General features: G+C 31.8%; 7 protein-coding genes and 1 pseudogene. 2 read left to right on the forward strand and 6 right to left on the reverse strand.

Translation table 11 applies throughout. The features are described 5' to 3' along the window. A partial coding sequence (locus VIM70_RS00400) for an ImmA/IrrE family metallo-endopeptidase (protein WP_331942985.1) occupies positions 1 to 337 on the forward strand: 337 nt, incomplete at its 5' end. 101 nt (positions 338 to 438) lie between these two features. Here VIM70_RS00400 and VIM70_RS00405 read toward each other — a convergent pair. The 5 genes from VIM70_RS00405 to VIM70_RS00425 form a co-directional block, all read right to left on the reverse strand. Further along, positions 439 to 690 carry a hypothetical protein gene (locus VIM70_RS00405; RefSeq protein ID WP_331942987.1) on the reverse strand — a complete coding sequence of 84 codons (252 nt, stop codon included), beginning with the start codon at positions 688 to 690 and terminating at the stop codon, positions 439 to 441. A gap of 154 nt (positions 691 to 844) precedes the next feature. Continuing rightward, positions 845 to 1024, reverse strand: coding sequence for a hypothetical protein (locus tag VIM70_RS00410; RefSeq protein ID WP_331942989.1), 180 nt, complete (start codon positions 1022 to 1024; stop codon positions 845 to 847). Between the two features lie 98 nt (positions 1025 to 1122). After that, positions 1123 to 1998 carry an Abi family protein gene (locus VIM70_RS00415; protein ID WP_331942991.1) on the reverse strand — a complete coding sequence of 292 codons (876 nt, stop codon included), beginning with the start codon at positions 1996 to 1998 and terminating at the stop codon, positions 1123 to 1125. A 245-nt stretch (positions 1999 to 2243) separates the two neighbouring features. Then, positions 2244 to 2483 (reverse strand): hypothetical protein, encoded by a 240-nt coding sequence (locus VIM70_RS00420; protein ID WP_331942993.1) that lies wholly within the window; start codon positions 2481 to 2483, stop codon positions 2244 to 2246. Positions 2484 to 2590: 107 nt separating this feature from the next. Beyond that, entirely contained in the window at positions 2591 to 3418 is an 828-nt protein-coding gene (locus VIM70_RS00425; RefSeq protein WP_331942995.1) for an AraC family transcriptional regulator, read from the reverse strand. 129 nt (positions 3419 to 3547) lie between these two features. Between VIM70_RS00425 and mgrA the strand changes: the two genes are divergently transcribed. Continuing rightward, positions 3548 to 4537, forward strand: a complete 990-nt coding sequence (gene mgrA, locus VIM70_RS00430; protein WP_331942997.1) for an L-glyceraldehyde 3-phosphate reductase — start codon at positions 3548 to 3550, stop codon at positions 4535 to 4537. A 163-nt stretch (positions 4538 to 4700) separates the two neighbouring features. On the opposite strand, the pseudogene VIM70_RS00435 reads toward mgrA, so the two are convergent. Further along, positions 4701 to 4887: pseudogene (locus VIM70_RS00435) on the reverse strand (hypothetical protein); the annotation flags it as partial.

Raw genomic sequence — 4887 nt, forward strand, 5'->3', positions numbered from 1 at the left:
AAATATTGATTGTAATTTTGTTGCTTTTAAAAAACGTGCGCTACAAGCATACATATTGAGACCTTTGGAGGATATAGAACCTCATATATATATAAATTCTAACTTTGATAAAAAATCTCAACTTATTTTTTGTGCACATGAGTTAGGACATGCTATTTTCCATAAGAATGCATGTAATCATTTTGAAGGTGATTCACTGTCAAATTCAACGGAGTATGAAGCTAATCTCTTTGCTGTTGCTTTGCTATTTAATCAAAATTTATTTGAAATAGATATACAACAAATGAATAACTATACACTAAAAGCTATCTTAGATCACAACGTTTGTTATTCTTAAACTTAAGTGAATTGTATTTTAAACCGCTTATATCTGAAATTTAATATTAAAAGCCATATCCCTTAAATTCAGGATATGACTTTTTAGCTTTTTATTTCCTTTTATATTCCACACCCAACCAAATACTTCATCACATTAAAATCACTCATCTCAGGATATGTTTCCTTTATGCCCATTCTAATTACTTCAAGATACTTATCAGAAGGGTTATGGTGCGGCCACATGCTTTTATTTGTAATAGTAATGATTTCAGTACCATTGTACTCTCCTAATTTAACAGAGTTATTATACCAACTCTCAAAAGTCTCAAACAATGATTTACAAAAAAACTGCTTAGATATATTTAAATACATCTCAGCAGTTTCCCATCATGGCTCACGCCAAGTTTTCTATCTCTGTTTTTCATCTAACTATCAAATTGTCGACCTACCTTCACATCTACTAAATCCGAATCAGATGTTTCATCTGCACTTAGCTTTTGCTTAACTCCCGTTTATTGGTTGCTAACTACTGGACCATTTTCTTTTTTAGTTCAATTACTTTTTCTATCGGTAGTTCAGAACCCTTGGCAACTTGTTCAACTGTCAATCCCATATTTAAAAAATTCTCTGCCACTTTTATTGCATTTTCAATTGCACCTTTTTTTACACCAATATTTATTCCTTCATCCTTAGCACTACTTATCATATTAGCCCTTTCATGACGTGATCTTTCTCTTTCTTTGTAAAGTTCTAATGAGCGAAACGAATTTGGTAAAATACAAATAGAGTTAAGTAATTACTATATTATTCAAGTAATATATCATACCAGTTAATTGGAAATCCTATTAAACTTAAATTTATTATCTCATATTGATCTATTAACCCTTTTAAATTTATTAAAAAACTATTCCATTCACTTTTATTCTGTATACTATGTTTTATGACTAAAATAAAAGAAAATATTCTTTCATTATCTATATGGTAATCCTCATATATCTTAGGAATAACTGGTTTAGTATTATACTTTTTATTGTAAATTCTACCATAATGTGCATATACATTTCTAATATGAGATAATGACTTTAACCAGCTTGTAAGCATCGAATAATGTATATTCCTACACATTAAACCTATTGCTTTTTTATCCTCAATCTTCAAATTATTAAAAAGCATTGAAAGAGTTCCGAATGTGGTAATCTCCATTACTACCCAAATTGGTACTTGTCCATTATATTTCGTCTTATGATGTATTACAAATAGTTCTTGCCTATTTTTATAAATTTCATTTTTTATTATACTTACATATTTTTCATGAAATATGACTTTAGTGAAATTATTACTATCCAAGTGTCCTAAAGCTCCATATTTATGTGCTATGTGATATGCAATATGTGTCCTAAATTCAATTTCTGTACTTTCTAATACACCAACTAACAAATTTCTAAGCTTTTTATCAAAACAATAAGTATCATAGATGTCTTCTAGTGTAGTGTTATTAAAAAACTTATCATCTGACTTAAATGTTAACATATAAGCACTCAGCCTGTAATAATTAACTCTGCTAAGTATATCAATTGCACTAGTTTCATTATCAATAATAAGATTTCTCTTTCTTAGTATATTTATCTGCTCTTCAAAAGTTGTAGGAATTTTGTTATAAATTATATTATCACTTTTCATTATATCACCCACAAATAAAATGTCCCACCTGGTGCGCATTGTAAAGAGGCGTGGTGGGTTCTATTAATACTAGTATACGCCAGAAGCAAATAAAATACACCTTTATATTTGCTTATATTTATCCATATCAACTCCTAAGGTGATATTATCATCCATATGCTATTATTAGCATGCTATTTCACTCATAATTTTACAATGATACTAACTCAACTCGCTACGCAGTGCGTAACAATTTAAAGAATACCCTAATTGCAGACATTCCTTCTCAAATTAAATATCCTCCCCATTACATCCCTAGGTTTCCTATCAAATTCTTCCCTAGTAAAATTCCAAGAAATCTCATTATACTCCACCCTAATTTTCTCATCTTTTATTCCTATCTTCATTCCTTCTATAGAAAATCCCTTAATTCTACTATCCTTATCTATATGTTCACCAATTTCTGTTTCAGCAAGTGAACTTATCCTTTTAAGCTCTTGCCACAATCAGTAGCTAACATAAGTTGTCCATTTCATTTCCAACTTATGTTAGTTCCTCCGAGGTGCTAGGAGGTAATAACACCGAAATATATCATACATTGTAAGTTTAACCATTATTTCCATATATACATATTTCTATACTTCCTAGGGGAAACCCCTATAACATACTTGAACATCTTGGAAAATACTAGTGGATCATCGTAGCCTACTGAGCGGGATATATCCCCTATAGAAAGAAGATAGTTTTGCATCAAATTGCATGCTTTATTCATTCTATAATCTATTAGATATTTTTGAATGGAGATGCCCATTGCAGCTTTAAATATTGTTGAAAGGTACTTTCTGTCAATTCCCATATGATTTGAAATTTCTGTTATCAAAATTTTCTGAGAATAATTTATTTCAATAAATTCAATAACATTTTCTATATAGGGTTCCCGATGTCTTACTGATTTATAGGAGTTTTTAGCAGAGCCTGTGCGGTTTATAATAATATCTATGAATAAGTACAATAGACTTATCAATCTTAAGTCCCTGCTAGGATCAACAATACTAACTGTAACCATTTGATTCAGACATTGACTCATTTCTTCATCGCAAACTTTAAATATTGGATTTTCAACTGATAGATTTGCTCTTTTTAAATATGACTCTACACTTGTCCCATCAAATGCAACCCATGTATATTTCCAAGGATCTTTATTATCTGCTTTATAGTAAGAGATAACATTAGGACATATTAAAAATCCTTGACCCTCTTCTAACAAATAAGTTTTGTTTCCTATATTGAAGCTTCCCTTCCCCTTATTAACGTAATGTATCTTATAGTGTTCTTTTACAGCTGGTCCCCAGGAATGCCCAGGCTTACATTCTTGACTTCCACAATAATATATATTTAAATTAATATTACTAATTGTACTTTCAACGTCTATACTATTCAAAAATGTGCCCTCCTTTGAAAATTAATAGATATAAGACACTGTACCATATTTTTAAGACATGTTGCTATTTAAATTATTTTTTTCAATAGTTATAATATAATTAGATTAATACACAAGGAGGAATAAAACATGACATATTTACCGGAAAAAGAAAGATATTCGTCCATGAAATATAACCGTTGCGGAAAGAGCGGCATAAAGCTACCACTACTGACTTTAGGTTTCTGGCATAATTTTGGAGGAACTGATGTCTACGAAAATGGACGTGCAATCGTTCGTAAGGCTTTTGATTTGGGAATAACACATTTTGATCTTGCAAACAATTACGGCCCACCCTATGGTTCCGCAGAAGAAACTTTTGGTAGAATTTTCAAAGCAGACTTTAAACCATATCGTGATGAAATGATTATAGCAACTAAAGCAGGTTATGATATGTGGCCTGGCCCTTACGGAGATAAAGGATCAAAGAAGTACTTGGTAGCAAGTCTTGATCAGAGCTTAAAAAGAATGGGACTTGAATACGTTGATATTTTTTATCATCACCGTCCTGACCCCGAAACCCCAATAGAGGAAACAATGGCGGCACTCGACTTAATAGTACGGCAAGGAAAGGCTCTGTATGTTGGAATTTCAAATTACAACCCTTCTCAAACTGAAGAAGCTATAAGAGTACTTAAACAGCTCGGTACTCCATGTCTTATCCATCAAGCTAGATATTCAATGGCAGATCGTTTGATTGAACATGGTCTTCAGAGGGTTCTTGAAAAAGAAAACACTGGTGTTATTGCATTCTGCCCACTTAATCAAGGTTTATTAACCGATAAATACTTAGGTGGAGTACCTGCAGATTCACGCGCAGCAGGTAATAGTAGATTCCTAAATTCAAGTAACATTACTGAAGATATGTTGGTTAAAATAAGGAAATTAAACGATGTTGCCGCATCAAGAGGACAAAGTCTTGCTCAGATGGCACTTGCTTGGGTGCTCCGTAATGGGCGCGTGACCTCTGCTATAATCGGCGCGAGCAAGGTGAAGCAGGTTGAAGATAACGTTGCAGCTTTGAACAACCTAGAATTTAGTGGCGAAGAGCTACAGAATATAGATGATATACTTAAATAGCTAAGTTTTAATTATGGTAAGAAATTTTTAAAAACCAGACACTATAGAAACTAAGAAGTTAAGAAAAGCACTACCGATACTGAAAGCAACTAAGGTTAATACTATTAAACCTACTAATGAAAAAATAGCTAACATAAGTTGTCCATTTCATTTCCAACTTATGTTAGTTCCTCCGAGGTGTTAGGAGGTAACTGGAAGTTAGCTTCTTGCTACTAACTTTAGAATAAATTTCAATCCCATCCCTATCAATTTGTTTTTCTATATTCTCATTTAATGAATTTAGAAAAACAATATCACAAGAATATATTCCTATTACATCATTAATTTCTTCTACAATAGTTCCTTTGCTT

Source organism: Clostridium sp. (assembly GCF_036569345.1).
GTDB lineage: Bacteria > Bacillota > Clostridia > Clostridiales > Clostridiaceae > Clostridium_AD.

Coding starts and splice junctions, on each gene's coding strand:
- mgrA (WP_331942997.1), top strand. CDS start 3,548: ATGACATATTTACCGGAAAAAGAAAGATATTCGTCCATGAAATATAAC.
- VIM70_RS00405 (WP_331942987.1), bottom strand. CDS start 690: ATGTATTTAAATATATCTAAGCAGTTTTTTTGTAAATCATTGTTTGAG.
- VIM70_RS00410 (WP_331942989.1), bottom strand. CDS start 1,024: ATGATAAGTAGTGCTAAGGATGAAGGAATAAATATTGGTGTAAAAAAA.
- VIM70_RS00415 (WP_331942991.1), bottom strand. CDS start 1,998: ATGAAAAGTGATAATATAATTTATAACAAAATTCCTACAACTTTTGAA.